The sequence below is a fragment of the Streptomyces sp. NPDC007164 genome, assembly GCF_040634135.1.
GTDB classification, from domain to species: Bacteria; Actinomycetota; Actinomycetes; order Streptomycetales; family Streptomycetaceae; genus Streptomyces; species Streptomyces sanglieri.
The window spans coordinates 190,534-216,330 of record NZ_JBEYFB010000005.1; the positions used below are offsets into that span (position 1 = coordinate 190,534).

Genomic DNA, 25,797 nt, shown 5'->3' on the forward strand with positions numbered 1-25,797 from the left:
CCGTCGCGTGGGCGGCACGGTCCGGCACCGCCGGCTCGCCATAAGAGACATTCGTAAGATATCAGTCATATCAAAACGTCGCGGTGGTGAGCCCGGCGCTGTGGAGATGGGCCGGGGGGCTGCCCGCCGCTCACCCGATACGGCGTTGTCCGCCTCGAAGCGAGGGACGGATACCGGACAGCCCTTAGACTCCGCGAATGGCGAAGTACTTCGACGTGCACCCCGAGAACCCTCAGCGGCGCACCATCAGCAGCGTTGCCGACAGCATCCGGTCAGGGGCGCTCGTCGCGTACCCGACGGACTCCTGCTACGCACTGGGATGCCAGCTCGGCAGCCGTGACGGGATCGGCCGGATCCGCTCGATCCGGAACCTCGACGACCGTCACCACTTCACACTCGTCTGCCAGAACTTCGCCCAGCTGGGTCAGTTCGTGCAGGTCGACAACGATGTGTTCCGTGCGATCAAGGCGGCGACGCCCGGCAGTTACACCTTCATCCTCCCCGCGACGAAAGAGGTGCCGCGCCAGCTGATGCACCCGAAGAAGAAGACGGTCGGCGTCCGGATCCCCGACCATGTGGTCACCCAGGCGCTGCTCGCCGAACTCGGGGAACCGCTCCTGTCCAGCACCCTGCTGCTGCCCGACGAGGACGAGCCGATGACGCAGGGCTGGGAGATCAAGGAACGGCTCGACCATGTGGTGGACGCCGTGCTCGACTCGGGCGACTGCGGCACCGAGCCGACCACGGTCATCGACTTCTCCGGCGGCGGACCCGAGATCGTCCGCCGGGGCGCCGGTGACGTCACGCGGTTCGAGTAGCCGCGTCCGCCGCACGCCCCGCCGGCTCCCCGGACGCCTCGTCGAAGCGCTTCAGCACCAGGCGCGCCACGTCGGGGTGCGCACCGAGCGGGGCTGATACGAAGCAGCCCCCGGCCCCTTGCGTGCGGCGGGCGAAATGGCCGGGGGCCATCAGGTGGCGGGCCACCGCCACCCGCCGGTGGCCCGCGGCCCGAAGGGAGCGCACCGCCTCGTCCGGTGACGGCGCGTTCGCGCAGAGGTAGCCGGCGACCACCGGGCACCCCAGCCGCCGCCGGAGCAGTTCGGCCATCACCGCGGTGTCCGCACCGGCCGCCGGATCGGTGGACCCGGCGGCCGCCAGTACGACGGCGTCCGGCCCGGACGATCCGCGGCCGCCCGAGGTCCGGCCCGCCTCGGCCAGCCGGTCGGCCAGGGCGGCGGCCAGCAGCGGGTCCGGGCCGAGCGGCGCCGCCTGCCGGATGTCCGGGTGGGGCGCGGCGGCCCGGACGGCGGGCAGGTCCACCGTCACGTGATAGCCCGTGTTCAGCAGCAGCGGGACCAGCACCACCGGCCCGCGTGAGGCGGCGAGCACCTGGGCCGGCGCCGGCAGAGCGAGGTCGAGGAAGGACAGTTCGGCCTTCAGACCGGGCCGCCGGGCACGTACCAGGTCGAGCAACGCCCGGTAGGTGGCGATGCCCGCCCGGTCGCGGGTGCCGTGCGCGACGGCCAGTAGGGCCGGCGCCGCCCGCTCGCCTCTCATACCGCCGCCGCCAGGCTGTAGCCGCGCTTGGGAACCGTACGCACCAGCCGGGCATGCCCGTCCAGCGCCCCGCGCAGCCGGGCGACCGCCGCCTCCACCGCGTGATCGTCGGCCTGGCCGGTGTCCCAGACACGGCGCAGCAGCTCGGCCCTGCTGAGTACCCGCCCCGGCTGCTCGGCCAGCGCCCGCAGCACCGCGGCGAGCAGCGGCGGAAGCCGCAGCGGCGGCCCGTCGTCGATCAGTACGGCATTGCCCTGGAGCACCAACGTGCTCGGCCCGGCGCGTACTTCACGTCTGGCGTGCGCCGGCAGCGCCGCCTCGACGGTCCGCACCATGGCCCCGAGCCGCCCCCGCTCGGGGCAGCGCACCGTAACCCCGGCCTCCTCCAGCCGCCGGGCACAGACCGGCCCCACACCGACCGGCAGCACGTCACGGCGCAGCGCGGTCAGCACCTCGTCGCCCAGCCCGAGTCCGGCCGCGGCGGCGAGGAAGGCGTCGATCGCCGGTGCGCTGGTGAAGGTGAGCGCGTGCAGTTCGCGACGGACCGTCTGCTCGACCAGCCGGCGCAGCGGCGCCGGATCGGCCGGCGGACCCCACCGGTAGACCGGAACGGTGATCACCTCGGCGCCACGCTCGCGCAGCGCGGCGGAGAACGCGTCCAGCGGCACCCCGTGCTCCTGCACGGCGATCCGCCTGCCGGGCAGATCACGCGCGAGCAGCCAGGTCAGCAGCGCGTCGGTGGTCTCGGTGGCGGGGGAGAAGGTCTCGCTCAGGCCCCCGGCCCGCACCGCGCCGGTCGCCTTCGGGCCGCGGGTGAGCACCACGGCGTCCCGGCACACCTCCGCCAGGCGCGCGCCGTACCCCCAGCCGTCGGCCGCGCTCAGCCAGCCGCGCCAGCCGACCCCGGTGGTCGCCACCACATAGTCGAGCGGCCCGGTCAGACAGCGCGCGGTGGCCCGGCGCAGCGCCGCGTCGTCCTCCAGCGGCAGGATCCGCAGGGCGGGCGCCTCGACCACCGTGGCGCCGCGCCTGCGCAGCAGCGCGACGAGCTCCTCCCGCCGGCGCGCGGCGGTGACCCCGATGGTGAAGCCGACGAGCGGGCCCGCAGGCCGGTTGCTGTTCATGTCCTGAGGTTCCGGCGGCGCTGTTTCGGTCAGGTTGCGCCGCCATCACGTCGCCGTAAGCGGGAGGCCCCGCGATGTTACGCGGGATTTCCGCCATGTCACCCCGGGCCCGGCGGCCGGTGAAGGAGCCGTACCCCGGTCGCAACAGGGCCGACCCGGTCGCGAAACGGCGTCCGCCGACGCTCGGGGCATGACGACGACCGACACCCACTGCCCGTACTGCTCACTGCAGTGCGGCATGCGCCTGCGGGCGCCGCAGGACGGCGGCGAGGCGCAGGTACTGGAGCGCCCCGACTTCCCCGTCAACCGCGGCGCGCTCTGCGGAAAGGGCCGGTCGGCCACCGCCGTGCTCCGCTCCGGGGCCCGGCTCACCGCGCCACTGGTACGCGAGAAGCGGGGCGGCGAACTGCGCGAGGCGTCCTGGGGGGAGGCCCTGGACCGGGTGGCATCCGGGCTGGCGGCCACCGGCCGGCGCCACGGGCGGGACTCGGTCGCGGTCTTCGGCGGGGGCGGGCTCACCAACGAGAAGGCCTATCTGCTCGGCAAGTTCGCCCGGGTGGTGCTCCGCACCCCGAACATCGACTACAACGGCCGGTTCTGCATGTCCTCGGCGGCCGCCGCGCACCGGATCGCCTTCGGCCTGGACCGCGGACTGCCCTTCCCGATGGCCGACATCGCCACGACGGGCTGCGTGATCCTGGTCGGCGCGAACCCGGCCGACACCATGCCGCCCGCACTGCGCTACTTCACCGAACTCCGCGCCAACGGCGGCACCCTGATCGTGGTGGATCCGCGACGCACCCGTACCGCCGAACAGGCCGACCTGCATCTGCAACCCGTCCCCGGCACCGATCTGGCGCTCGCGCTCGGCCTGCTGCACCTGGCGGTCGCCGACCGCCGGATCGACCGGGCGTTCGTCGCCGAACGCACCACCGGCTTCGAGGCGGCCCGCACCGCCGCGACGGCACACTGGCCGGAACGGGTGGAAGCGCTGACCGGCGTCCCCGTCCACCAATTCCGCGAGGCCCTGCGGCTCTTCGCGGACGCCCCCACCGGCATGGTGCTCACCGCGCGCGGCCCCGAGCAGCAGAGCAAGGGGACGGACACCGTCGGCGCCTGGATCAACCTGTGCCTGGCGCTGGGCAAGGCCGGCCGGCCCGGCTCCGGGTACGGCTGCCTCACCGGACAGGGCAACGGACAGGGCGGGCGGGAGCACGGCCAGAAGGCCGACCAACTGCCCGGCTACCGCTCGATCGAGGACCCCGCCGCCCGCGCACACATCGCGGACGTCTGGGGTGTGCACCCCGACGAACTGCCGGGACCGGGCCGTTCGGCCTACGAACTGCTGGACGGCCTGGGAACGGCGGGCGGCGCCCGGGCCCTGCTGGTGATGGGCTCCAACCCGGTGGTCTCCGCGCCGAACGCCGCCCACGTCACCGAGCGGCTGCGGGCCCTGGACCTCCTGGTGGTCAGCGACCTGGTGCTCTCCGAGACCGCGCAACTCGCCGATGTGGTGCTGCCCGCGGCACAGTGGGCGGAGGAGACCGGCACGACCACCAGCCTGGAGGGCCGGGTGATCCTGCGCCGGGCGGCGCTGACCCCGCCACCGGGCGTACGCACCGACCTGCACGTGCTGCGTGAACTGGCCGCCCGGCTCGGCGTGGACGAGGGCTTCCCCGAACAGGCCGAGGAGGCCTTCGAGGAGCTCCGCCGCGCCTCGGCCGGCGGTGCGGCCGACTACGCCGGGATCAGCTATACGAGGATCCGGAACGAGAACGGGGTGTTCTGGCCCTGCCCCGACGAGGATCACCCCGGCACGCCCCGGCTGTTCCTGGACCGCTTCGCCACCCCGGACGGCCGGGCCCGCTTCGCCCCGGTCACCCACCGCCCGGCCGCCGAGGAACCCGACCGGGAGTACCCGCTCCACCTCACGACCGGGCGGGTCCTCTCCCAGTACCAGAGCGGCGCCCAGACCCGCCGGGTGCCCGAACTGAACCGGGCCGCGCCCGGCCCGTTCGTCGAACTCCACCCGCGGCTCGCGGCGCGGCTGGGCGTCGCCGAGGGGGACCCGCTCAGGGTCACCAGCCGGCGCGGCCGCGCGGTGGCCCCCGCCCGGGTGACCGCGGCGATCCGCCCCGACACCGTCTTCATGCCCTTCCACTGGGCGGGCGCCGGACGGGCCAACACGCTCACCAACCCGGCCCTCGACCCGACCTCCGGGATGCCCGAGTTCAAGGTCTGCGCCGTGCGTGTGGAGCGGGTCCGATGAGCCGCCGGATCGCGGTGGCCGGCGCCGGAATGGCGGCCGCCAGGTTCGCGCAGCAGTACCGGGCGCACGGCGGCGACGCGGAAGTGGTGCTGTACGGGGCGGAGCCGCGCGGCCCGTACAACCGGGTGCTGCTGGCGGACGTACTGACCGGTCGCCACGACCCGGAGGCGATAGCGCTGCCGCACGGCGCCGGAACGACCGTCCGCACCGGCTGCGAAGTTGTGGGCCTGGACCCCGCGGAACGCCGGCTGCGGCTGTCCGGAGGCGAAACGGCCCGCTACGACGAACTGGTCCTGGCCACCGGCGCCAACCCCGTACTGCCGCCCCTGCGCGGCCTGCACGGACCGGACGGGAGCGGCGGCGGGCGAAGAGGCGGGCTGAAGGAGGGGGTGCACGCCTTCCGTACCCTCGCCGACTGCGCCCGCCTCGCCGAGGACGCCGCCGGAGCCGAACGCGCCGTCGTGATCGGCGGCGGGGTGCTCGGGGTGAGCGCCGCCCGCGCACTGGCCGCGCTCGGCCTTCCGGTGGAAATCGTCCACCAGGCACCGTATCTGATCGAACGTCACCTCGATGAGTCAGCCGGGAACGCGTTGCGCGGCCACCTCGCCGCACTGGGTGTGGCGACCTACCCGGGCAACCGGGCCCGGGCCCTGCGCGGCGGAACACGCGTGACCGGGGTCGAACTGACCAGTGGCTATCTGCTGGACGCGGACCTGGTGGTGCTCGCCTGCGGGGTCCGGCCGCGCACCGGCCCGGCCGACGCGGCCGGGATCGCGGTGCGCTCCGGAGTCGTGGTGGACGACCGGCTCGCGGCCTCCGCGCCCGGGGTGTACGCGATCGGCGACTGCGCCGAACACCGGGGGACCGTCCACGGACTGGCCGGCCCCGCGTGGGAGCAGGCCGATCTGCTCGCGGCCCGGCTCGCGGGCACCGGCGAGGACCTCCGTTACACCGGCTCACGCCCGATGACCCGGCTCACCGCGGGACCCCTGGAGTACGCGGCCTTCGGCGAGGTGGGCGAGGACCTCCCCGGCACCGATGTGCTGCGCCTGGTCGACCCGACCCGTGGCTCGTACAAGAAGCTCGTGCTCCGCGGCGACCGCCTCGTCGGCGGCATCCTGCTCGGCGATCTCGCCGCGGCCGGCGACCTGGCCCGCGCCTACGAGCGTGACGACCCGCTGCCCGAGAACCCACTCGACATGCTCACCACCGACCGATGACCCTCCGTGACGCCACCCGAGGAGACCGCCCGTGATCGAGAAGTCCCTGATCCTGGTCGGCCACGGCATGGTCGGACAGCGCTTCCTGGAAGCCCTGTCCGAGCAGCCGGCCGCCGAGCAGAACCACCGCTGGCGGGTCACCGTACTCGCCGAGGAGCCGCGCCCCGCCTACGACCGGGTGCATCTGACCAGCTGGTTCTCCGGCACATCCGCGGAAGAACTGAGCCTGTGCCCACCCGGGTTCATCGAGCGGCACGGCATCGATCTGCGGCTGGGCGACCCGGCCACCGGGATCGACCGCGAGGCCCGCACCGTCACCACCCGCAGCGGCGGCGTACTGCACTACGACGCCCTGGTCCTGGCCACCGGCTCCTACCCCTTCGTGCCGCCGGTGCCCGGCCACGATGCCACGGGCTGCCATGTCTACCGGACCATCGAGGACCTGGAGGCGATCACCGCGAGCGCCGGACGGGCCTCCGTCGGCGCGGTGGTGGGCGGCGGACTCCTCGGCCTGGAGGCGGCCGGCGCGCTGCGGGCCATGGGCCTTGAGACCCATGTGGTGGAGTTCGCGCCCCGGCTGATGGCCCTTCAGGTGGACGACGGCGGTGGCGCGGTGCTCCGGCGCAAGATCGAGGACCTCGGCGTCCATGTCCACACCGGGGCCGGCACACAGCGGATCGACACCGACGAACACGGCCGGGCCCGCACCATGGCACTCTCCGACGGCACCGGCCTCGACGTCGACCTGGTGGTCTTCTCGGCCGGGGTGCGCCCGCGCGACCGGCTGGCCCGCGACTGCGGTCTGCCGGTGGGCGAACGCGGCGGCATCGTGGTGGACGAACACTGCCGTACGGCGGACCCGCACGTCTGGGCGATCGGAGAGTGCGCACTCGCCGTCGACGGCCGGGTCTACGGACTGGTCGCCCCGGGCTACGCGATGGCTGACACGGTCGCCCGCGAACTCACCGGCAGCGAAGCCGAGTTCACCGGCGCCGACACGTCCACCAAGCTCAAACTGCTGGGTGTGGACGTGGCCAGCTTCGGCGACGCGCTGGGTGCCACGGAAGGCGCGCTGGAAGTTCTCTACGCCAACAGCAGGGCCGGAATCTACAAGAAGCTGGTGGTCGGCCCGGACGGCCGGCTGCTCGGCGGAGTGCTGGTCGGCGACGCCGAGTCGTACGCCGCACTCCGCCCGCTGGCCGCAAGCCGATCCGAACTGCCCGCTCCGGCCGAACAACTGCTGCTTCCGGCCGCTGCGGAAGGCCGGCGGGGCCCCCTGGTGCTGCCGGACGAAGCGGTGGTCTGCTCCTGTCACAACGTCAGCAAGGGCGCCATCCGGGCGGCGGTGACGGAACAGGGCATGCGTACCGTCCCCGAGGTCAAGAAGTGCACCAAGGCCGGCACGGGGTGCGGCAGTTGCGTCAAACTGCTGGGCTCCATCTTCACCGAGGAGCTGGCGGCCGGCGGGCACGAGGTGGCCCGCGGCCTGTGCGAACACTTCACCCACACCCGCGCCGAGCTCTACGAGATAGTCCGCGTCAAGGGCATCACCGACTTCTCCCGGCTGATCGACGAACACGGCAACGGCGAGGGCTGCGACATCTGCAAACCCACCGTCGCCTCGATCCTGGCCGCCCTCGGCAACGGCCATGTCCTGGACGGCGAACAGGCCGCCCTCCAGGACACCAACGACCACTTCCTGGCCAACCTCCAGCGCAACGGCTCCTACTCCGTGGTGCCCCGGATCCCCGGCGGCGAGATCACCGCCGAAGGACTCATCACCATCGGTGAGATCGCCCGCGACCACGGCCTCTACACCAAGATCACCGGCGGCCAGCGGATCGACCTGTTCGGCGCCACCGTCGACCAGCTGCCGGGCATCTGGCGCCGCCTGGTGGACGCCGGATTCGAGTCCGGCCACGCCTACGGAAAGGCCCTGCGCACGGTCAAGTCCTGCGTCGGGCAGGCCTGGTGCCGCTATGGCGTACAGGACTCCGTGGCCCTGGCGATCGAACTGGAACTGCGCTACCGGGGCTTGCGCGCACCGCACAAACTCAAGTCCGCGGTGTCCGGCTGCGCCCGGGAGTGCGCGGAGGCGCAGAGCAAGGACTTCGGGGTGATCGCCACCTCGGAGGGCTGGAACCTCTACATCGGCGGCAACGGAGGCACGACACCACGCCACGCCGATCTGCTGGCGGCCGACCTGGACCACGACACCCTGATCCGCACCATCGACCGGTTCCTGATGTTCTACATCCGCACCGCCGACCGCCTGGAGCGCACCGCCCCCTGGCTGGAACGCCTGGAGGGCGGCCTCGGCCATCTGCGCGCCGTCGTCCTGGACGACGCGCTCGGCATCTGCGCGGACCTCGACGAACTGATGGCACGGCACGTCGAGACGTACGAGGACGAGTGGGCGGCGACCCTGGCCGACCCCGAACGGGTACGCCGCTTCGTCTCCTTCGCCAACGCCCCGGGGACACCCGACCCCACCGTGCGCTTCGTCCACGAACGCGACCGGATCCGCCCGGCCCGCCCCGACGAGGACGGGTTCCCCCTCACTCCGGCCCTGATCGCCGGACCGGCCCTGGAGGTACGTACACGATGAACGGGACCGAACCGACCGAGCACACCGAAGCAGTGGTGGAGATCGACGACGGGGGGAGCTGGACGCCGGTCTGCAGGTACCGCGACCTCGCCCCGGGGCGCGGAGTGGCCGTGCTGGTCGGCCCGCGGGGCGACCAGGTCGCGCTGTTCCGCGAGCGTGGCGGCACGGTGCACGCGCTGGCCAACCGCGACCCGTTCTGCGGCGCCCATGTCATCTCCCGAGGACTGCTCGGCAGCCGGCTCGGCGTACCGGTGGTGATCTCCCCGATGCTCAAGCACACCTTCGAACTGCGCACCGGACGCTGCCTGGACGAGGCGCACGCCCCCGACGGCAGCCCCGCCGACCTGCGCGTCTGGCCCGTGCGCGTGGCCGCGGCGGCCGCTGCGGAGGTGCGCTGATGAGCACCGCCACCGCAGCCGTCACCACCGGCCGGACCGGCTCCCGGCGGATCGAGGGCTGGGACCCCGAGGACAACGAATTCTGGACCCTGGCAGGCGCCCGGATCGCCCGGCGCAACCTGGTTCATTCGGTGCTCAGCGAACACATCGGCTTCTCCGTCTGGAGCCTGTGGTCCGTGCTGGTGCTCTTCCTCGGCCCGGAGTACCGCATCGACGCGGCCCAGAAGTTCACCCTCACCGCTCTGCCCACCGCACTCGGCTCGGTGCTGCGGATCCCGTACACCGCCGCCGTGGCGCGGTTCGGCGGCCGCAACTGGACCGTGTTCAGCGCCCTGTTGCTGCTCGTTCCGACCGTGCTGGCCGGGATCGTGCTGAAGCCCGGGGTCTCGTACGGCACCCTGCTCGCGGTGGCCGCCGTGGCGGGTGTCGGCGGCGGCAACTTCGCCTCCTCGATGGCCAACATCAACGCCTTCTACCCACAACGGCTCAAGGGCTGGGCGCTGGGCGTGAACGCCGGCGGCGGCAACCTCGGCGTACCGGCCGTGCAACTGCTCGGCCTCCTGGTGCTGGCCACCGCGGGCGCCGCCCACCCACGGCTGCTGATCCTCGTCTACCTTCCGCTGATCGTGCTGGTGGCGCTCGGCGCGGCGCTGCGGATGGACAACCTCGCCACCGCACGCGGCGAACGCGGCGCCATGCGCGAGGTGCTGGGGAGCGGGCACGGCCGGGTGATGTCGCTGCTCTACATCGGCACCTTCGGCTCGTTCATCGGCTTCGGCTTCGCCTTCGGGCAGGTCCTTCAGGTCCAGTTCCACCAGCAGTTCGACACCCCGGTGAAGGCGGCGGCCCTCACCTTCCTCGGGCCGCTGCTCGGCTCGCTCTCCCGCCCACTGGGCGGTCTCCTGGCGGACCGCTACGGCGGCGCCCGGGTGACCTTCTGGACCTTCGCCGCGATGGCGGTGGGCGCGGGCGTGGTACTGGAGGCATCACGGCACCACTCACTGGCGCTGTTCCTGGGCGGATTCGTCGCGCTCTTCGTCCTCAGCGGGGCGGGGAACGGCTCGACGTACAAGATGATCCCGGCGATCTTCCGGGCCACGGCACGGGCGGAGGTCGCCGAAGGGGCCGTGCCGGCCGAGGCCGAGCGACGCTCACGGCGCCGGACCACGGCCCTGATCGGAGTGGCGGGCGCCATCGGCGCCTTCGGCGGAGTGCTGGTCAACCTGGCCTTCCGCCAGTCCTTCCTGGAAACGGGGAACGGACAGGCCGCGTACGTGGCGTTCCTCGGCTACTACGCTCTGTGCCTGGCGCTGACCTGGGCCTGCTACCTGCGCCGGTCCGCGCGCCGCCTGCCGGACGTGTGAACGCGCCGGTGGAGCGGCCAGGGGGCCCGGGGCGATACTGGAAGGAACCGGAACGATTGGAGGGCGTCATGATCGTCCTCGGTGTCATTCTGCTGGTCATCGGCCTGGTCGCCGGAATCTCGATCCTGTGGACCATCGGTGTCGTACTCGTCGTGATCGGGGCCATCCTGTGGATCCTGGGCGCCGCCGGGCACGCGGTCGGTGGCCGGCGCCACTACTGGTAGCGCCGTCGACGGGGCCGCCGCCCCGGCCGTCACAGCCCCGGGAGCCGCCGCATCCGGAGCTCGCAGTAGGTACGCAGGCCGTCGACCAGGGTGTGGATGGCGGGGCGGGCGTAGCGGGAGGCGTCCCACCCCGCGTACAGGGGGACCGTCAGCGGGCCGTCCGGGGTGTGCACGATCAGCTCGGACAGGCCGAAGCGGGCGTCGTCGGTGACCAGGCAGACTCCGCGTCCCGCTGCGGCGAGCGCCTGGGCGAAGGCCGAGGAGCCGGTCTCGGACACGGCGGCGAAGGCGAGCCCGGCCCGGCTGACGGCCTGACACCGGAGCGCTCAAGGTCTCCTGAGCGCGTGCCCGGCAGCGCGACCGGAGCCGTGGCGGAGCCGGCGCCGTACGCCGCCGAACTCCACGTCGCCCTGCGGGCGCACCGGCTGTCCGGCGAAGCCCGGTGGCACCCCCGGCACACCGCCGAAGCGTGGTGGCGGTGCCGTCACCGCTCCCGCCGCTGCGCCGCGCGCCGCAGCAGGCCGAGGAACTGCTCCCGTTCCTCGGGCGAGAACGGCGACAGCATCTCCTCGTTCACCGCCACCACCGCGGGCGCGAGCCGGACGGCCAGTTCCCGGCCGCTCCCGGTGATGCGCACCAGCTTGCGGCGCCGGTCCTTCGCGTCCTGGGCCAGCTCCACCAGCCCGCGCCGGCGCAGGCGGTCCAGGAGCGGGGCGGTGGTCGACTTGTCGAGATGGGCCAGCGAGCCGAGCGTGCCCTGATCCATGTCGCCACGGGCGTACAGCAGGGTCAGGACAGTGAATTGAGGGCCCGTCAGGTCCTGATCCACCCGCTCGTACCAGAGCCGGGTGTGCGCCTGGTTCAGCTGCCGGGCCAGCGGGCCGACTCCGCTGATGGCGTCGGTCCGGACGCCCGGCTCCTCGTTCTCCCGCGACATCGCCGCTGCCTCCGCCGAGTTGATTATGACGTACACGTACTTTACCGTGAAGTTGAGTAGGACGTGTACGTAATAACTGTGCGTGACGTCCGTGAACGGAAGGACGGTGCGATGAAGCTCGTGGTCGCCATGACAGGTGCCACCGGCGCGCCCATCGGGGTGCGCCTGCTGGAAGCGCTGAAGGAACTGGACGTCGAGACGCATCTGGTCGTCAGCCGCTGGGCGCGGACCACGCTGGCGCAGGAGACGACGTACTCGCCGCGCGAGGTGGCGGCGCTCGCGTCGGTGTGCCACAGCCCGGACGACCAGGGTGCCGCCATCTCCAGCGGATCGTTCCGGACCGACGGCATGGTGGTCGTGCCGTGCAGCATGAAGACGCTGGCCTCCATCCGCACCGGCCAGGGGGAGGGGCTGATCGGCCGGGCCGCGGACGTGGTGCTCAAGGAGCGGCGCCGGCTCGTCCTGGTGGCCCGGGAGACCCCGCTGTCGGCCGTGCATCTGGAGAACATGCTGGACCTGACGCGGATGGGCGCGGTGATCATGCCGCCGGTCCCGGCGTTCTACAACCGGCCCCGCGGGATCGACGACATCGTCGAGCACGTCGTGGCCCGCGTACTCGACCAGTTCGACCTCGAACTCACCACCGCCCGGCGGTGGCAGGGGCTCAGGGCGGCTGCCGCGGACCGCCCGGCCCGCCGCGCCCGGCAGTCACCGAACGGCGGACCCCGCCACCCCGCCCGGCCCGTGGGGCGGCCGGAACACTCCACCGCACTCTGAGAAAGGCCCTGTCATGACCCAACGAGGCAGCGCGCTCAACTTCCGTGACTTCGTCGAGAATCTGCTCGCCACCGGCGACGCCGTCGACATCCGCGAACCGGTCAGCCCCCTGCTGGAGGCCGCGGCCATTACCCGGCGCGTCTACGAGACGCATAGCCCCGCCCCGCTGTTCAGCAATCCGACCGGCACCGAGGCAGGCTTCCGCATGCTCGGCGCACCGGCCGGCCTGAGCGGCACCGGCGGCAACGTCCACGGCAGGCTCGCGGCCCACTTCGGCCTCCCCGCCGACACTGCCCCGCGCGAGCTGCTGGAGCACCTCGTCGCTGCCATGCACGCCGAACCCGTCGCGCCGCGCGTGGTGGAGACCGGCCCCTGCAAGGAGAACGTCCTCACCGGCGACGACGTCGACCTGGAGCGCTTCCCCGTGCCGCTGCTGCACGAACACGACGGCGGCCGCTACCTCGGGACCTACGGCTACCACGTGGTGCGTACCCCCGACGGGCGGTGGACCAGCTGGTCGATCAGCCGGACCATGCTGCATGGGCGCACCACCCTGGTCGGCCCGGCCATGGCCCAGCAGCACCTCGGCATGATCCACGCCATGTGGCGCGACCGCGGCCTGCCCACACCGTGGGCCATGGTGCTCGGTGCCCCGCCCGCCGCCCTGGCCGCCGCCGGCATGCCACTGCCCGCCGAGGTGAACGAGGACGGCTACGTCGGCGCCCTCACGGGCAGTCCGGTCGAGGTGGTCCGCGCCGAGCTGCACGACCTGCACGTCCCGGCCAACTCCGAGATAGTCCTGGAGGGCTGGATCAGCCCGGACGAGACCGCTCCCGAGGGACCGATGGGGGAGTACCACGGATACGCCTTCGCCGAGAGCAAGCCGCAGCCCGTCTTCCACGTCGAAGCGATGACCTTCCGCGACGACCCCATCCTGCCGATCTGCGTGGCGGGCCTGCCCCCGGAGGAGAACCACACCATCTGGGGCACCATGATCTCCGCCGTCAGCCTGGACCTGCTGCGCGCCGCCGGCCTGCCCGTCGACCTGGCCTGGTGCTCCTACGAAGCCGCGACCTGCTGGATCGTCGTGTCCATCGACATCCGGCGGCTGGGGCGGAGCGGGATGAACGAGAAGGAGCTGGCCGACGCGGTGGCCGAGGTCCTCTTCGGCTCCCACACCGGATGGCTGGTGCCCAAGGTCCTGCTGGTGGCGGACGACATCGACATCACCGACATCGACCAGGTGGTGTGGGCCATGGCGACCCGCCACCACCCCGGCACCGGCACGTACCGCTATCCGCAGGCCCCGGGCATTCCGATGGTCCCCTACCTCACCCCCGAGGAGGTACGGACCGGCCGCGGCGGCAAGTCCGTCACCAGCTGTCTGCTGCCCGAGCAGTTCGAGGGCGTCACCAAGGGCGCCACGACATCCTTCCGGCACTCGTTCCCCGACCGCGTCCGCAGCCGGGTGGAGGAGAACTGGACCGCCTACGGCTTCGCCGAGAGCGTGCTCCCGCGCCGCTGAGCACCGCGCCCGCCTGCCTACCGCCGATCCGGCCCCGACCGGGCCCGCATTTTCGGTATACCATTCCCGGTCAGTGATCACCCCGTGCATGGCCGGTCCCGCCCCCGGAAAGGCGCGGGCCGCGGGCGGGGTGCCGGACGAGGAGGGGTGCGTTGTCGCGGAAAGTGCCGGTGGAGGCGTCAGCGGCGTCCGAGCCGAGGGAGCCGCGGGCGGCTGCGGGTGCCCGGCAGGCCCTGGCCTCGCTGCGCACCAGTCCGGGATTCCGCCTCCTGTGGGTCTCCAACCTGTTCTTCTACGGCGGCGCGTGGACCCAGACGCTCGTCATGGGCTGGCTCGTCTTCGACACCACCGGCTCCGAGTTCCTGCTCGCCGTGTTCACCGCCGTACGGCTCGCCCCCATGCTCCTGGGGCCCTTCGCCGGAGTGCTCTGCGACCGCTACGACCGGGTCCGGCTGCTCATGATCGCCTGCCTTTGGGCGCTGGGCGCGGTCGTCGTGGTGGCGGCCATGGCGGCGTTCGGCCAGGTGTCGTACGGGGCACTGGTCGCCGGGGGCCTGGCGATCGGTCTGGCGCAGTCCCCGTCGCAGCCGCCGCGCGCCTCCCTCGTCCTCGACCTCGTCGGACGGGAGAACCTGAGCATCGCCAGTGCGCTGAACGCGCTGGCGATGAACTCGCGCAGCACGGCGGTGGTCGAGGACGTGCTCGGGATACCGAGTCCGTCACGCTCCGCGCGTTCGTGGGAGATGCGCCCCTGGGTCGTTGCCTCGCCGCCGTAGGAGACCCACGGCTGCCCCCACCAGCTCTTGTCGAGATGGGCGTGCGCGTTGATGAAGCCGGGCAGGGCCAGGAGACCGCCACCGTCGAGGCGGGCATCCTCGCCGTCCGCCGTTCCGGCGGGCACTACGGAGAGGATCTCGGCGCCGGACACCACGATGTCCACGGGCGCCGCACCCCAGGGGCGGACGTTCGTCAGTATCACATGAGCCATGAGGTAACGGTATACCAAATAGTTCGGTGTCAGTCGGTCGGCCGGCGGGTGCCGGCGCCGCGCCGAGCTGCGAAGGCGAGCGGCAGTGTGGCCAGGGAGAGCACGGCCATGGCCATGAGCGCCACGGAGAACGAGGCCCCCGTCGCCAGATATCCGACGAGGAGGGCGCCCACTCCCGTACCGGCGTCGAACCCGACGTTCCACACGGCGCTCGCGATACCGCTGGACCGGTTGTCGACGGCGGCGAAGGCGTCGACCAGGGTCAGGTTCTGCAGCCCGCCGTAGCTGACCCCGACCAGGGCCATCCCGGCCAGCAGTGGGACCGGGTCCGTCGTCCCCGGTGTGGTCACGGCCCAGGCCGTCAGGGTGAGCCCGACCACCGTGACGATCACCAGCGGCCAGCGGAACGGCCCCGTCCCGTACCGGTCGGCCAGCGCCCCGAACCGCCAGCGGGAGAGGGCCGCCGTCCCCGTCAGGAGCAGCAGTCCGGCCAGCGTCGCGGTGGGGTCGTCGCTCATCTGCGGGGCGAAGGTGATCAGGGCGCCACCCGCCGTGGTGACCCCGAGCAGGAGCAGCATCGGCCGCAGCAGCGGAAGGTACGCGGCCCACTTGTCCCGCACGGCGTCCTGGTGGGCCGTGTTCCCGGCCCCGGCCGGGCGGGCGTCCAGCCGGCGGGCCAGCCGGAGCGCGGGAGCCACGCCGAGCAGGGGCAGCGCGCCGATGGCGAACACGACCCCGAAGCCGAGGTTCTGCGCGGCCCACGGTGCCGTCGACACCAGGATGAACTGCGGCCCGGCGATCGCCAGACCGTACGCACCGATCGCCTGCCCGCGCCGCGCGGGCTCGACGAGTTCGGCGACGGCACCGGCGCCGCAGACCGTGAGCACCCCGAACCCGAGTCCGCGCACCGCGGCGAGGGCGAGCACCGCGCCGAGCTGCGCGGACAGCAGATGCAGGAGCGAGGGAACACCGAGCAGGACCATCCCGCAGACCAGCGTGGTACGCCAGCCGAGACGTCGTATCGCCGTCGGAACCAGGGACTGGGCGAACACGGTACAGAGCATCAGGACGGCGTTGACCGAACCGGCGCCGGCGGCATCGGCCCCGCCGTACACGGCCCAGAGCGGCGCGGTCGGCAGCAGCACCGCGAACCCCGAGAAGCCCGTCGCCGTCAGGAGCAGCAGGGCGGGCATGCCCGGTGCGTTCCAGACCGTTTCCCGCGCGGCGCTCTTCGCCGGAGCGTTCCTCACTGGCTCGTGCCTCCGTGACGCCGTCGGCGGACCGGCTGTCGCGGCCGGCCGGCATGCGAAGGAGGGCCGCAACGAGGCCGCCCACCGTGACGTAAATGGTATACCGAATGAGGCTCGGCTGTTAGCCTGATGCCATGAGCACAGTGAACGAGCCGCAGTCTGTCACAGAGGGGGACCGCGAGTTCCTCCGCCGTTGCGTCGCCCTCGCGCGCGAGGCACTCACGGCCGGCGACGAGCCGTTCGGCTCGCTCCTCGTGGACGAGCACGGCACGGTCCGCTTCGAGGACCGCAACCGGGTCCGGGGCGGCGACGCGACCCGCCACCCGGAGTTCGAGATCGCGCGCTGGGCGGCCGAGAACCTGTCTCCGCAGGAGCGGCGCACGAGCGTCGTCTACACGTCGGGCGAGCACTGCCCGATGTGCAGCGCGGCCCACGCCTGGGTGGGCCTGGGCCGCATCGTGTACGCGTCGAGCTGCGACCAACTCGTGGCGTGGCACCGGAGCTGGGGCCTCGACGCGGGTCCGGTCGCGGCCCTGCCCATCAATGCCGTCGCTCCCGGCATCCCGGTGGCGGGACCCGATCCGTCGCTCGCGGAAGAGGTCCGCTTGCTGCACGCCCGGATGCTGGGCGTGGCCAACGACGGCTGAGGGCTTTCCCGCCCGCCCCGCATCAGGGGCAGGCGGCTTCGCCCGGACGGGCTTCCTCAGGAGCGCGCGTCGTCGGCCCGGTCCTCGCGGGCCGCGTTCTTCTCCTTGATCCGCACCGATTCCTTACGGACCTCGGCCTGGGTGGTGCGCTCCTGCTGGAGCCAGTCGGGGGCTTCCTTCTTCAGCGCCTCGATCTGCTCCGTCGTGAGGGCCTCGGTGACTCCGCCACGGGCGAGACCCGAGATCGAGACACCGAGCTTCGCGGCGACGACCGGCCGAGGGTGCGGGCCGTTGCGTCGCAGTTCCTGCAGCCACTCGGGCGGATCGGTCTGCAGCGCGTTCAGCTCGGTGCGCGAGACGACACCCTCCTGGAACTCGGCGGGGGTGGCCTCTAGGTACACACCCAGCTTCTTTGCCGCGGTCGCGGGCTTCATCGTCTGGGCGGTCTTGTGCGACGTCATACCGACAAGGGTATCGAGCATGTGCGCTACCTCTGACCAGGGCCGGTAACCTGGCGGAGTGACAAGCTCGGAAGAAACCCCTTCGTTCCGGCTCGCGTACGTCCCGGGGGTGACACCCGGAAAGTGGGTGCGGATCTGGAACGAGCGGCTGCCCGGCGTCCCGCTGACCCTCGTGGGGGTGTCGGCCGCCGAGGCGTCCGACGCGCTGCGGGGGCGTGCGGCCGACGCCGGCCTCGTACGGCTGCCGATCGACCGGACGGACCTCAGCGCCATCCCCCTCTACGCCGAGACGACCGTGGTCGTGATCCCCAAGGACCACATCATGGCGGCCGTCGACGAGGTCCCGGCCGCGGATCTGGCCGACGACATCGTGCTGCATCCCCTCGACGACGTCCTCGACTGGCAGGACCGCCCGGGGCGGCCGGCCAACGAGCGTCCCGCCACCACGGCGGACGCCGTCGAGCTGGTGGCGGCGGGAGTCGGGCTGCTCGTCGTACCGCAGTCGCTCGCCCGCCTCCACCACCGGAAGGACCTCACGTACCGGCCGGTGCCGGACGCCCCCGAATCGCGCGTCGCGCTGTCATGGCTGGAGGACGAGACCACCGACCTGGTGGAGGAGTTCATCGGCATTGTCCGGGGCCGGACCGTCAACAGCACACGGGGCCGCCCCAAGACCCCGGCCCAGCCGAAGGCCAAGCGCGCCGAAACGGGCGATGCCCGGCGGAAGCCCGCAGCGGGCAGGGCGGCCGGCAAATCGGGCGGAAAGTCGGGCGGGAAGCCGGGGGGCAAGAACCCGCGGAGCGGTTCGGCCGGCGCCAAGGCAGCCAAGCGCGGCAAACCCCGCCGCCGGCCCTGAGGCCCGCCCGCGGCCCGGACCGAGGAGCCGTTCGACGCCCGGTGCACCGTCCGCGTTCGCCGCGCGGACCGGGTCCGGCTCAGCGCCTGCGTCGCACCTTCGGTTCCGGTACGAGACGCACGACGCCGTTGAGCAGGTGGTCGACCAGGTCGTGCGAGGGCTTGTCGGTGAGATTGGTGAGCAGCCGGGCCAGGGTGTTGAGCAGGAACGGCGACCCCATGACGTAACGGTTGAGGACCGGCTGGAAACCGGAGCGGCTGAAGATCAGATCGGCCGCCGTGTTGCCGAGGCGGTAGTAGCGCCCCCAGCGGCGGTTCATCTCGACCGGGTAGCCGTGCAGCACCTGCTCGCGCCTCGGCCCCCGGGGCAGGGCGAGGGCCAGCGTCGCGGTCTCGGCGGCGACCTCACCGGCCTCCATGGCCTGGCCGATCCCCTCGCCGTTCCAGGGGCTGATCATGCCTCCGGAGTCGCCGACGAGCAGGAGCCCGCGGGTGTAGAGGGGATGGCGGTTGAAGCCCAGCGGAAGGGCGGCGCTGCGGACCGGGCCCTCCGCGTTCTCCTCGCGCAGCCCCCAGGACCCGGGGGTACGGGCCAGCCACTCGTCCAGCGTGGCGCGCAGGTCCGCCTTTCCGTGCCGGCGGTGCGGCAGCGCGCCGAGGCCGACGTTGACCCGGCCGTCGCCCATGGGGAAGATCCAGCCGTACCCGGGCAGGTAGCGATCGCTGCCGGGGAACCGGAGATCGGCCCACAGCTCCAGGTACTCCTCCGAGGAGCGCTCGGGGCTGCGGTAGTAGCGGCGGGCGGCCGTCGCGATCTGCCGGTTCCTGTCCCGCTGGAGACCCATGGCGAGGGCGAGACGGGCGGAGGCGCCGTCGGCGGCGATCACGATCGGCGCGTGGAAGGTCAGGGGTTCCTTCGCCGTGGTCGTCGCGGTGACGCCGGTGATGCGGCCGGCCCGGTCGGTCAGCGGCTCGGTCACCTTCACACCGCTGCGCAGCCGCGCTCCGGCGGCGACGGCGTGCCGGGCGAGGATGTCGTCGAAGTCGTGCCGGCTGCGCGAGAGACCGAAGTCCGGGTATCGGCCGAGTGCGGGCCAGTCGATGTGCACCTGGTGCTCCCCGGCCACCCAGCGCATGCCGCGCGAACGGGTCCACCCCGGAGCCTTGATGTCGACCCCCATCCTGATGAGCTGGTGCACCGCACGGGGCGTCAGACCGTCCCCGCACACCTTCTCGCGGGGGAAGTGCGACTTCTCCAGCAGCAGGACGTCGACGCCCGCCCTGGCGAGGTGGAAGGCCGCCGCTGATCCCGCGGGCCCCGCCCCCACCACGATCACCTGGGCCTCCTCGTCCGGGCCGTGGCCGGACCGGGCGTTGGGCCCGGACCGCTCTGGCGTCGTTTCCCGCATCGGAAACCCCTTCCTGGAGCCGGTGCCGTACCGGGGACGGCAGTCATCCGGTTCATCATCGATCAAGGACGGCCGGTGTGTGACCCGGTCCGGGAATCCGGCACCCTCCTGAGGGAACCTCAGGAAGCGGAGCATCTGAAACCTTGACAACCCACCCCTGCCGACCGGCCGCTCGGTGAAGGAACACCGTGCTGGTGATGTCGGGCCCCGGTCGTCCTCGGACTTCCGGAATTCAGGGCGGCACTGCCGCTACGACTCCAGATAGCGCAGCACCGCGAGCACCCGTCTGCTGTAGCCGGTGGCGCGCGGCAGATCCAGCTTCTCGAAGACCGAGTTGAGGTTCTTCTCGACCGAACTGAGCGAGAGGTGCAGCTGCTGCGCGATGGCGGCGTTGCTCCGGCCCTGCGCCAGCTCCTGCAGCACGGTGCGCTCCCGGGGAGTCAGCCTGGCCAACGGATCGGCATGCGTGGTCCGCACCACCAACTGCCGTACGACCTCCGCGTCGATGGACGCCCCGCCCGCGTGGATCCGCTCCAGCGACTCAAGGAACTCGTCGACCTGCGCGACCCGGTCCTTGAGCAGATAGCCGACCCGCTCGGCATTCTGGGACAGCAGCCGGACCGCGTAGTTGCGCTCCACGTGCTGGGAGAGCACCAGCACACCGACCGCGGGCCACCGCTCGCGGATCTCCAGCGCGGCCCGCAGCCCCTCGTCGGTGTGGGTCGGCGGCATCCGGATGTCGACGACGACGAGGTCCGGCCGGTCCGCCTCCACCGCCCGGACGAGCAAGTCGCCGTCGCCCACCGAGGCGAGGACCTCATGGCCCTCCTCGGCGAGCAGAAGGGCCAGGCCCTCCCTGAGCAGGGTCGAGTCCTCGGCGAGCATTACGCGCACGGCAACTCCGCGGTGATCGTGGTGGGGCCCCCGCAGGGGCTGTCGATGTACAGCCGGCCGTCCAGCGCCTCCACCCGGCCGCGCAGCCCGGAAAGGCCGCCGCCCAGCGGATCCGCACCGCCGGTGCCGTTGTCCTCGACGGAGACCGAAACCCGGTCCCCGCCGCCCCGGACACGCACGAGAATGCGGCTCGCCCGGGAGTGCTTGGCCGCGTTGGTCACGGCCTCGCAGACCACGAAGTAGGCGGCGGTCTCCACCGGCCGGGGCGGCGGCAGCGGCAGCGAGAACTCTATGCGCAGGGGAATGCCGCAGCGTTGGGCCACCCCGGCGAGGGCCTCTTCGAGCCCCAGGTCGTCGAGCGCCGACGGGTAGACCCGCCAGGCCACCTCGCGCAGTTCCGTGAGGACCTCCTGGGCGGCCCGGTGGGCCTGCTGGAGCAGCAACTCGGCCTGCTCGGGCCTGCGGTTGCGGCGGGCCCGGCCCAGCAGCATGGCCAGTGCGACGAGTCGCTGCTGCACCCCGTCGTGCAGATCGCGCTCGATGCGCCTGCGTTCCGCGTCCACCGCCCGGAGCACTCCGGCCCGGCTGGCGGCGAGTTCGGCGATGCGCAGCTCCAGCAACTCCCGCTCGGAGGGCCCGAAATGCTCGCGGGCCAGCCGGGCGTCGAGTGCGTTCAGCGAGAAGACCCCTTGAAGGTCGAGGAAGAGCAGCACCCCGCCGAGAAGTGCCTGGGGCAGCAGCCCCTGCCAGTCGGTGGGGTCTCGGACCACCCCCACTGCCAGCAGTCCGGCGAGCACGACCCCGTATCCCAGCAGCGCCAGCACCCCGGCGAACAGTGTGCCCGCGCAGGTGCGGGCGGCCAGATGGCGAAGGACATCCCGGTCCCGGGTCTGGTGGGCGGGAAACACATCGCCGAAGAAGAGGCTGCGGCGGACCCGTTCCAGCCCGGTGAGCCCGCGAGCCCCGGCGGTCAGCAGGGCCAGCGCACGCGGCCGGGTACGGGGCCACAGCACGAACGGCAGCGACAACCCGCCCGGCACGGCGAAATACAGCAGCCCGAACACGGCGGTGCAGCAGCCGAGCAGGGCGCCCGCGGCCCTGCGGGGCCACGGACACGGGTGAGTCACCGGCGCGCCCGCCCCGTCGTGCCGCGGACCGGGCACCTCCGGCAGCCGGCCGGTCGTACCGTCCGCGAAGTCCCCCTGCACGGTTGCCGAGGCTAGCCGCGCGGCGGGTGCACGGCAAGATCCTTCCGGCCGGGCGACGGGTGCGACCGACGACGTACGGGGCCTCGCCGCCCGGCTCACGGAACCCGGCGGTGCTGCGCCCGGCCGCCGGAACGAAGCCGCACGGTCACGTAACCGGCGAAGGCCACCAGGACCAGGACGAGCACGGCCCTGGACAGGAACCCGACATAGGCCTCCACCAGATCCCAGCGGTCGCCGAGCCAGTAACCGGCCATCACCAGCACCGAGTTCCACAGCAGGCTGCCCACGGCGGTCAACGCCACGAACAGCGGCAGCGACATGCGCTCCACACCGGCCGGCACGGAGATGAGACTGCGGAAGATCGGCACCATGCGTCCCAGCAGGACGGCCTTGGTGCCGTGTCTGGCGAACCACTGCTCCGTACGCTCCAGATCGGAACCCCGCACCAGCGGAAGCCTCGCCCAGATCGCGTGCATCCGCTCGCGGCCGAAGAGCATCCCGATCCAGTACAGAACCACCGCCCCCACCACCGAACCCAGCGTGGTCCAGAACAGTGCGGAGGCCAGACCGATGACACCCTGCCCCGCCGCGAACCCGGTCAGCGGGAGAATGACCTCGCTGGGCAGTGGCGGAAAGAGATTCTCCAGGGCGATGGCGAGGCCGGCACCCGGACCTCCCATGGTGTCGACGAGGTCGGCCGCCCAGCCGGCGACACCGCCCGCGGGTTCCTGGGGGAGACCGAGAATGACGAGATCCATGAACTGACTCCTGGCCGTTGTGGTGAGGCGCGAGAAGTCCGCAGCGCCTCACCGGCAACGCTAGGAACCGGCGACCGGCACCGGTACGAGGATTGCCGCCGCACCGCATACGGTTCTCCGCACCCGCCACCCTCCGGTTTTCCGTAACCGAGGTTTCGTGGCGAAGAGTCGGCCGTACTCGCCTGTCGGGTCACTTCGACGCGAAGACGATCCAGACCTGGCCCGGGGCGAAGGTCATCCGCTCGCCGTCCCGCGTGGTGAAGGAGGTCACCGCATCGGCCGCCGGGCGCGACCACCCGACGTCGTACTCCTTGCCGTTGCGCAGCACCACGGCGGAGCCCGAACCGACCGTCTCGGTGAACGGGGACTTACTGCCCCACCGGTCCTGATACAGCGAGGGGCGCACCGTCACGTACTGCACCACCACATCGGCCGCGCCGAGCCGGGTCCCGTCCGCCGTGCGGGCCGGGGCGCCGTCCATGGAGACGAGCCACCGACTCCGCTCGGCCGACCAGGTGAACGAGAAGCGCGCCGCCGGATAGCGCACCGTGCGAGCAGCGACGGGCTTGCCGCCCGGCAGGGCGGCGGCGAATCGCAGCCCGACGTCCTCGGCGGCGTTCACGCCGGTGGTGGTGTGCGAGGCGCGCGCAGGGCGCAGATAGAGGTTGTGCGGCGCGGCGCGGTCACTGCCCCGGAAGTACGCGTCCGGATCCGTCTCGGGGGTCAGCGGATCCAGTGGGGCCGCCGCGATGGCCGGAAGGAGCTTGGACTGGGCCCCGGAGAACGCGAGCGTCGGCCGGTCGAACTGGCGGAGCAGCTCCAGGTCCGTCTCCCGGGCGCTGCGCACCGGGCCGACCACGCCCGGCAGCCGGGACGAATAGGCGGCGAGCATACGGCTGAGGCCGGCCTCGACCTGCTCCACATAGATGATGTCCGCCTTGTCGAGCCCGGTCTGCGGGCGGGCGGGACCGACATTGTCGATCTTCACGGCGAGGACATGGGCGCGCGATCCGGCGGGCGTGGACGGCTCGGAGCTGCCCGGCGCGGAAGTCGTTCCGCCGCCCTGGCATCCCGCCAGTGCGGCGACCAGCAGTGCCAGCGCGACCGCTGATGCGGCGCCCGGCCTCCGCGTACCGAATGAGTGCATGACGGCCGCCCCTTCCGAGTCGGCCGACGCGACGCCTGCGGCTGCGGCCGCCCGCCGCGACGGTCCCTGCCCATCATTGCGCAGAAGGGCGCGCCAGGGGTTCCCACCGGACCGGGCGGTGCTCGGCGACGTACGGCGAGGTGCCGGACTCCGAGCTCAGTACGGCAACGGGCGGCCCGACGGGGTCCTCAGATCGAGGGGCGGCGGGCGGGACGGAACCTGCGGTCGTCGGACGATCCTGATGCGGCCCATTGCCACCACCCCCTGTTGGTTCCCGTCATATGCCCGGCGCGCGACCCGTTCATGCGGCCCCCGCGTGAATCTTCCGGCCATGGGGTCGCCCGGCCGGATCACTCCGTACCGGCCACCGGGACGACGTACCTCGTGCGGAACTCGGGCCTGCCGCACCGCTCCGCACGGCCCGGGTCCCCGGCCGGTGCCTACCTTCGCCGCCGTCTCCTTCCGGCCGTCCCGGCAGCCGCGGGCATGGTCTTCGCCGGGGCTGTCCGAGACCGCCCGGTGGACCGGACCCGGGTGGTCGGGCGGCCCCTCCTGACCGGCCGTCCGGGCAAGGGAGTTGCGCGGCGGCGCCGTCTTCCCGCCGCACAGAGGACAGCGCGCCCGCGCGCTCGCTATCCTTCCCGGCTATGAGCCATGAGCACGGCAATGGCACGGGTGGGGAATCCGGTGGGGCTCCGAGGAGTTCCGGGTGACCGAGGGCATGGGCCCGGCGCCCGATGCCCGCACCGCGGAGGCATGGCGAGCCTTCGGCACCCGGCTGCGCCAGTGGCGCAGGCGCGCCGGGCTCACCCAGGCCCAGGTAGGGGCCCGCGTCGGCTACGACCACACCGCCATCAGCAAACTGGAGCACGGCACCCGCAGGACCCCGCTCCCGCTGGCCCGCAGGCTGGACGAGCTGATGGCGGCGGACGGTGCCCTGCTCGCCGCCTGCGAGGCGGCCGAGGCCGAGGGAGCGGGCCGCGCGGGCGAGGACGGCGTGGGAACACCCCCCGCACCGGCCCCCGCACGGCAGGGCCCACTGCCCGGGGAACCCGCGGGCGGCACCCTGCTCGCGATGCTGCCGCCGGACACCGTCCTGCCCAGCAGGCTGCCCAGCTACGGGCTGATGTGCCCGGTGCACGGCCGGGACGGCTGCACCGTCCCGGTGCTCGCCGATGTCATCGCCCTGCACTCCGCCTTCTGCTCGCTCGGTCCGGCCGACGCGTCGCGCCCCGCACTGGACATCGACACGGTGCACGCGTTGACGGCGCTCCTCGCCGTCTGCCTGCGGGCCGACGAGGAGCGTGCCTGGCCCGGAGCGACCGCGGTGGTGGAGCGCACCCTGCACGCGATGCTCCGCTGGATGGCCCTGCCCGCAGCGCCCCACCAGCGTCAACTCGCGCCCCTGGCGGCCGAGTACGCCCAGTCCGCCGGCTGCCTGCGACTGCTGTGGGGCCGCAACGCGACGGCGATGGCCTGGCTCGACCGCTCGCTGGTCTGGGCCCAGCTGGCCGGTCATGTCGGAACGGAGGTGGCCGCGCTCAGCGACATGAGCACCCTGGCCCGGCTGGAGGGCGACGGCCCGTCCGCCCTCGCCTACGGGGGCGCGATCCGGCAGGCCGCCGCAGGCCGGTACTGGGCGGGTGCGATGAGCGATCTGTACCTGGCGCGCGGCCACGCGGTACGGGGCGACGCCCGGCAGACCCTGGCCCACATCGACCGTGCCTGGTCGCAGCTGGACCGGGTCGGCGAACAGGACGAGACGGAGGCGCCCTGGCTGTCCGTCGCCTCCGTGCGCCTGCGGGTGGAGTCCGGCGCCGCCGGGGCGCTGCGGGACCTGGCGGCGGCGACCGGGGACCGCCGGCTGGCGCTGCGCGCGGTGGGCGCGGCCCGCTCCGCGCTCGGTCTGCTCCCGCCGGGCATGCACTCGGCGCGGATGCTGTTCCAGGTACGGATGGCGGACGCCCACGCCTGCGCCCAGGACCCGCAGGCGGCGATCGCCATCGCCGGACCGGTCCTGGACACCACCGAGGTCACCGCGTCGACGCTGCTCGGGCAGGAACTGCGCGGCCTGCACACCCGGTTGGCCGCCCGGCGCGACAACCGGCCGGAGACGGACGACTTCACCCGCAGGCTGGCGGCCGTCGTCCGCTGACGCGCCGGAGGCGGGACGTGTG

General features: G+C 72.8%; 23 protein-coding genes and 1 pseudogene. 13 read left to right on the plus strand and 11 right to left on the minus strand.

The window, feature by feature from the left end; genetic code table 11:
- The first annotated feature begins 197 nt into the window (after positions 1–197).
- Positions 198–818 carry an L-threonylcarbamoyladenylate synthase gene (locus tag ABZ622_RS11045; protein ID WP_360542065.1) on the plus strand — a complete coding sequence of 207 codons (621 nt, stop codon included), beginning with the start codon at positions 198–200 and terminating at the stop codon, positions 816–818.
- On the opposite strand, the gene ABZ622_RS11050 is transcribed toward ABZ622_RS11045, so the two are convergent.
- The gene (locus ABZ622_RS11050) at positions 802–1,557 is read right to left on the minus strand and encodes a CbiX/SirB N-terminal domain-containing protein (protein WP_360542066.1); all 756 of its coding nucleotides are present in this window, start codon (positions 1,555–1,557) and stop codon (positions 802–804) included. The two genes, ABZ622_RS11045 and ABZ622_RS11050, sit on opposite strands and share 17 nt — an antisense overlap.
- Entirely contained in the window at positions 1,554–2,681 is a 1,128-nt protein-coding gene (locus ABZ622_RS11055) for a uroporphyrinogen-III synthase (RefSeq protein WP_360542067.1), read from the minus strand. Before ABZ622_RS11055 ends, ABZ622_RS11050 begins: the two co-directional genes overlap by 4 nt.
- Positions 2,682–2,871: 190 nt before the next feature.
- Here ABZ622_RS11055 and ABZ622_RS11060 point away from each other — a divergent pair, with 190 nt between their 5' ends.
- From ABZ622_RS11060 to ABZ622_RS11085, 6 genes are all read left to right on the plus strand, one after another.
- Positions 2,872–4,950, plus strand: coding sequence for a molybdopterin oxidoreductase family protein (locus ABZ622_RS11060; RefSeq protein WP_360542068.1), 2,079 nt, complete (start codon positions 2,872–2,874; stop codon positions 4,948–4,950).
- Positions 4,947–6,170, plus strand: coding sequence for an FAD-dependent oxidoreductase (locus ABZ622_RS11065; RefSeq protein ID WP_360542069.1), 1,224 nt, complete (start codon positions 4,947–4,949; stop codon positions 6,168–6,170). The genes ABZ622_RS11060 and ABZ622_RS11065 overlap by 4 nt, the downstream gene beginning before the upstream one ends.
- 67 nt (positions 6,171–6,237) lie before the next feature.
- Positions 6,238–8,778, plus strand: coding sequence for a nitrite reductase large subunit NirB (gene nirB / locus ABZ622_RS11070; RefSeq protein ID WP_360542144.1), 2,541 nt, complete (start codon positions 6,238–6,240; stop codon positions 8,776–8,778).
- Positions 8,775–9,176 carry a nitrite reductase (NAD(P)H) small subunit gene (locus ABZ622_RS11075; RefSeq protein ID WP_360542070.1) on the plus strand — a complete coding sequence of 134 codons (402 nt, stop codon included), beginning with the start codon at positions 8,775–8,777 and terminating at the stop codon, positions 9,174–9,176. The genes nirB and ABZ622_RS11075 overlap by 4 nt, the downstream gene beginning before the upstream one ends.
- Entirely contained in the window at positions 9,176–10,540 is a 1,365-nt protein-coding gene (locus tag ABZ622_RS11080) for a nitrate/nitrite transporter (protein ID WP_360542071.1), read from the plus strand. Before ABZ622_RS11075 ends, ABZ622_RS11080 begins: the two co-directional genes overlap by 1 nt.
- Before the next feature lie 68 nt (positions 10,541–10,608).
- A complete protein-coding gene (locus tag ABZ622_RS11085) occupies positions 10,609–10,764 on the plus strand; it encodes a DUF6131 family protein (RefSeq protein WP_164495262.1) in 156 nt (51 codons plus the stop codon).
- Positions 10,765–10,793: 29 nt separating this feature from the next.
- On the opposite strand, the pseudogene ABZ622_RS11090 reads toward ABZ622_RS11085, so the two are convergent.
- Both ABZ622_RS11090 and ABZ622_RS11095 read right to left on the minus strand, forming a co-directional pair.
- Positions 10,794–11,063 (minus strand): annotated as a pseudogene (locus tag ABZ622_RS11090) (LysR substrate-binding domain-containing protein); the annotation flags it as partial.
- A 185-nt stretch (positions 11,064–11,248) separates the two neighbouring features.
- Positions 11,249–11,737, minus strand: a complete 489-nt coding sequence (locus ABZ622_RS11095) for a MarR family winged helix-turn-helix transcriptional regulator (protein ID WP_360542072.1) — start codon at positions 11,735–11,737, stop codon at positions 11,249–11,251.
- 75 nt (positions 11,738–11,812) lie between these two features.
- On the opposite strand from ABZ622_RS11095, the gene ABZ622_RS11100 reads away from it, so the two are divergent.
- The 3 genes from ABZ622_RS11100 to ABZ622_RS11110 all read left to right on the plus strand — a co-directional run bounded on the left by ABZ622_RS11100 (position 11,813) and on the right by ABZ622_RS11110 (position 14,779).
- On the plus strand, positions 11,813–12,478 hold the full coding sequence (locus ABZ622_RS11100; protein WP_360542073.1) for a non-oxidative hydroxyarylic acid decarboxylases subunit B: 666 nt from the start codon (positions 11,813–11,815) through the stop codon (positions 12,476–12,478).
- A 13-nt stretch (positions 12,479–12,491) separates the two neighbouring features.
- Positions 12,492–14,003, plus strand: a complete 1,512-nt coding sequence (locus ABZ622_RS11105) for a UbiD family decarboxylase (protein WP_360542074.1) — start codon at positions 12,492–12,494, stop codon at positions 14,001–14,003.
- Positions 14,004–14,155: 152 nt separating this feature from the next.
- A complete protein-coding gene (locus ABZ622_RS11110) occupies positions 14,156–14,779 on the plus strand; it encodes an MFS transporter (RefSeq protein ID WP_360542075.1) in 624 nt (207 codons plus the stop codon).
- Positions 14,780–15,020: 241 nt separating this feature from the next.
- Here ABZ622_RS11110 and ABZ622_RS11115 read toward each other — a convergent pair whose 3' ends face one another.
- On the minus strand, positions 15,021–16,241 hold the full coding sequence (locus ABZ622_RS11115; protein WP_360542076.1) for an MFS transporter: 1,221 nt from the start codon (positions 16,239–16,241) through the stop codon (positions 15,021–15,023).
- Positions 16,242–16,375: 134 nt separating this feature from the next.
- On the opposite strand from ABZ622_RS11115, the gene ABZ622_RS11120 reads away from it, so the two are divergent.
- A complete protein-coding gene (locus tag ABZ622_RS11120; RefSeq protein ID WP_360542077.1) occupies positions 16,376–16,888 on the plus strand; it encodes a nucleoside deaminase in 513 nt (170 codons plus the stop codon).
- 56 nt (positions 16,889–16,944) lie between these two features.
- Here ABZ622_RS11120 and ABZ622_RS11125 read toward each other — a convergent pair whose 3' ends face one another.
- On the minus strand, positions 16,945–17,349 hold the full coding sequence (locus ABZ622_RS11125; RefSeq protein WP_360542078.1) for a DUF5997 family protein: 405 nt from the start codon (positions 17,347–17,349) through the stop codon (positions 16,945–16,947).
- Positions 17,350–17,407: 58 nt separating this feature from the next.
- On the opposite strand from ABZ622_RS11125, the gene ABZ622_RS11130 reads away from it, so the two are divergent.
- Positions 17,408–18,205: a LysR family substrate-binding domain-containing protein gene (locus ABZ622_RS11130; protein ID WP_360542079.1), complete on the plus strand. Its 798-nt coding sequence runs from the start codon at positions 17,408–17,410 to the stop codon at positions 18,203–18,205.
- A 79-nt stretch (positions 18,206–18,284) separates the two neighbouring features.
- Here the strand turns inward: ABZ622_RS11130 and ABZ622_RS11135 are convergent, their stop codons facing one another.
- From ABZ622_RS11135 to ABZ622_RS11155, 5 genes are all read right to left on the minus strand, one after another.
- Positions 18,285–19,613 (minus strand): geranylgeranyl reductase family protein, encoded by a 1,329-nt coding sequence (locus tag ABZ622_RS11135; protein ID WP_360542080.1) that lies wholly within the window; start codon positions 19,611–19,613, stop codon positions 18,285–18,287.
- Between the two features lie 249 nt (positions 19,614–19,862).
- Positions 19,863–20,498 (minus strand): response regulator transcription factor, encoded by a 636-nt coding sequence (locus tag ABZ622_RS11140; RefSeq protein WP_360542145.1) that lies wholly within the window; start codon positions 20,496–20,498, stop codon positions 19,863–19,865.
- Positions 20,498–21,715: a histidine kinase gene (locus ABZ622_RS11145; RefSeq protein WP_360542081.1), complete on the minus strand. Its 1,218-nt coding sequence runs from the start codon at positions 21,713–21,715 to the stop codon at positions 20,498–20,500. Before ABZ622_RS11145 ends, ABZ622_RS11140 begins: the two co-directional genes overlap by 1 nt.
- A gap of 95 nt (positions 21,716–21,810) precedes the next feature.
- Positions 21,811–22,473, minus strand: a complete 663-nt coding sequence (locus ABZ622_RS11150) for a DedA family protein (RefSeq protein WP_360542082.1) — start codon at positions 22,471–22,473, stop codon at positions 21,811–21,813.
- A gap of 190 nt (positions 22,474–22,663) precedes the next feature.
- Positions 22,664–23,620 carry a DUF3048 domain-containing protein gene (locus tag ABZ622_RS11155; protein ID WP_360542083.1) on the minus strand — a complete coding sequence of 319 codons (957 nt, stop codon included), beginning with the start codon at positions 23,618–23,620 and terminating at the stop codon, positions 22,664–22,666.
- Between the two features lie 709 nt (positions 23,621–24,329).
- On the opposite strand from ABZ622_RS11155, the gene ABZ622_RS11160 reads away from it, so the two are divergent.
- Complete coding sequence (locus ABZ622_RS11160; protein WP_360542084.1) at positions 24,330–25,775, plus strand: helix-turn-helix transcriptional regulator; 1,446 nt, start codon at positions 24,330–24,332, stop codon at positions 25,773–25,775.
- Positions 25,776–25,797 lie beyond the last annotated feature (22 nt).